A 2950-nucleotide genomic window follows, 5' to 3' on the forward strand; every position below is an offset into this window, starting at 1 on the left:
GAAACATCTAAGTACCCGGAGGAAAAGACATCAACAGAGATTCTGCTAGTAGTGGCGAGCGAACGCGGAACAGGCCAGTGTCTTTGTAAGAACAAGCAGAACAGTCTGGAAAGTCTGACCATAGTGGGTGATAGTCCCTTATGCGTAATGTCTTATAAAGGCCTTGAGTAGGGCGGGGCACGAGAAACCCTGTCTGAACATGGGAGGACCACCTTCCAAGCCTAAATACTCTCTGGTGACCGATAGTGAACCAGTACCGTGAGGGAAAGGTGAAAAGCACCCCGATAAGGGGAGTGAAAGAGACCTGAAACCAGGTGCCTACAAGCAGTCGGAGCCTCTTATGGGGTGACGGCGTACCTTTTGTATAATGGGTCAGCGAGTTTCTGTCCGTAGCGAGCTTAAGCCGATAGGTGTAGGCGTAGCGAAAGCGAGTCTGAATAGGGCGACTAAGTTACTGGTAGAAGACCCGAAACCGAGTGATCTAGCCATGGCCAGGCTGAAGGTGCGGTAACACGCACTGGAGGGCCGAACCCACGCCTGTTGAAAAAGTCGGGGATGAGCTGTGGCTAGGGGTGAAAGGCCAATCAAACTCGGAGATAGCTGGTTCTCCGCGAAATCTATTGAGGTAGATCGTCGCATATTACCCTCGGGGGTAGAGCACTGGATGGGCTAGGGGGGCCCAAAGCCTTACCACACCTAACCAAACTCCGAATACCGAGGAGTATAAGTGCGGCAGACAGACAGTGGGTGCTAAGGTCCATTGTCGAGAGGGAAACAGCCCAGACCACCAGCTAAGGCCCCTAAATCGTGGCTAAGTGGGAAAGGATGTGGGGATTCCAAAACAACCAGGAGGTTGGCTTAGAAGCAGCCATCCTTTAAAGAAAGCGTAATAGCTCACTGGTCTAATAGAAACCCTGCGCCGAAAATGTAACGGGGCTCAAGCCACGTGCCGAAGCTGTGGGTGCATAGTTTACTATGCGCGGTAGCGGAGCGTTCTGTAAGCCTGCGAAGGAGACGGGGTGACCCTCTCTGGAGGTATCAGAAGTGCGAATGCTGACATGAGTAGCGACAAACAGTGCGAGAAACACTGTCGCCGAAAGTCCAAGGGTTCCTGCGCAAGGTTAATCCACGCAGGGTGAGCCGGCCCCTAAGGCGAGGGCGAAAGCCGTAGTCGATGGGAATTAGGTTAATAGTCCTAAGCCTGCTAGAAGTGACGAACGAGATATGTTGTCAGCTCTTAACGGATTGAGCTGGCTTTTGGACCGTTCCAGGAAATAGCTCTAGCATATAGACCGTACCCGAAACCGACACAGGTGGACTGGTAGAGTATACCAAGGCGCTTGAGAGAACGATGCTGAAGGAACTAGGCAAATTGCTCGTGTAACTTCGGAAGAAACGAGACCCGTTAGTGGGTAACCATTAGCGGGTGGCACAGACCAGGGGGTAGCGACTGTTTAGTAAAAACACAGGACTCTGCGAAATCGAAAGATGACGTATAGGGTCTGACGCCTGCCCGGTGCCGGAAGGTTAAGAGGAGATGTGCAAGCGTCAAATCGAAGCCCCGGTAAACGGCGGCCGTAACTATAACGGTCCTAAGGTAGCGAAATTCCTTGTCGGGTAAGTTCCGACCTGCACGAATGGCGTAACGACTTCCCCGCTGTCTCCAGCATCGGCTCAGCGAAATTGAATTCCCCGTGAAGATGCGGGGTACCCGCGGTCAGACGGAAAGACCCTATGAACCTTTACTGCAGCTTTACAGTGGTATCAGGAAAGTTTTGTGTAGGATAGGTGGGAGGCTTTGAAACCAGGGCGCCAGCTCCGGTGGAGCCATCCTTGAAATACCACCCTGAACTTTTCTGATATCTAACCGAGACCAGTCAGCCTGGTCCGGGACCCTGTATGGTGGGCAGTTTGACTGGGGCGGTCGCCTCCCAAAGAATAACGGAGGCGCGCGATGGTGGGCTCAGGCCGGTCGGAAACCGGCTGTCGAGTGCAATGGCATAAGCCCGCCTGACTGCGAGAGTGACAGCTCAAGCAGAGACGAAAGTCGGCCATAGTGATCCGGTGGTCCCGCGTGGATGGGCCATCGCTCAACGGATAAAAGGTACTCTAGGGATAACAGGCTGATCTCCCCCAAGAGTCCACATCGACGGGGAGGTTTGGCACCTCGATGTCGGCTCATCACATCCTGGGGCTGGAGCAGGTCCCAAGGGTTCGGCTGTTCGCCGATTAAAGTGGTACGTGAGCTGGGTTTAGAACGTCGTGAGACAGTTCGGTCCCTATCTGCCGTGGGTGTAAGAGACTTGAGAGGATTTGTCCCTAGTACGAGAGGACCGGGATGAACGAACCTCTGGTGCACCGGTTGTCGCGCCAGCGGCACAGCCGGGTAGCTAAGTTCGGAATGGATAACCGCTGAAAGCATCTAAGCGGGAAACCAGCCTCAAAACTAGGTCTCACAGGGCCGTCCAAGACCAGGACGTCAATAGGTCAGGTGTATAAGCATGGTAACATGTGTAGCTAACTGATCCTAATCGCCCATATCTCTCACACACCTAAAACACATGCACAGTAATCAGTCACACTCACCAAAAAACACCAACCACACCCCAATCACCTAAAGGGTGAGCGGGAAGACCTGGTGGCTATGGCGGAGGATCCATACCCGATCCCATCCCGAACTCGGCCGTTAAAGCCTCCAGCGCCTATGATACTGCTTCTTAAGAAGCGGAAAAGTCGGTCGCCGCCAGGTCCCCTCGCTCACCCACTCCATACTTAAACCACCCACTACCGCGGGGTGGAGCAGCCCGGTAGCTCGTCAGGCTCATAACCTGAAGGTCGTAGGTTCAAATCCTACCCCCGCATCCAATAAATACCATACACAAATCCCAGATAAATCCCTAAACCCACACACCACTAAAACATACCCTTGCCTCTGTGATAAGCTTATCCC

The 2950-nt window shown here is 53.4% G+C and carries 1 tRNA gene and 2 rRNA genes (1 of these 3 only partly in view); all 3 read left to right on the forward strand.

Features of this window, described 5'->3' with window-relative positions:
• Positions 1–2551: ribosomal RNA gene (locus GM556_RS08510) — 23S ribosomal RNA — on the forward strand (it extends 186 nt beyond the left edge of the window).
• A gap of 83 nt (positions 2552–2634) precedes the next feature.
• Positions 2635–2749: ribosomal RNA gene (gene rrf, locus GM556_RS08515) — 5S ribosomal RNA — on the forward strand.
• A gap of 39 nt (positions 2750–2788) precedes the next feature.
• Positions 2789–2865 (forward strand) — tRNA-Met (locus GM556_RS08520).
• Positions 2866–2950 lie beyond the last annotated feature (85 nt).

The organism is Bombella sp. ESL0378, from assembly GCF_009725845.1.
GTDB lineage: Bacteria > Pseudomonadota > Alphaproteobacteria > Acetobacterales > Acetobacteraceae > Bombella > Bombella pollinis.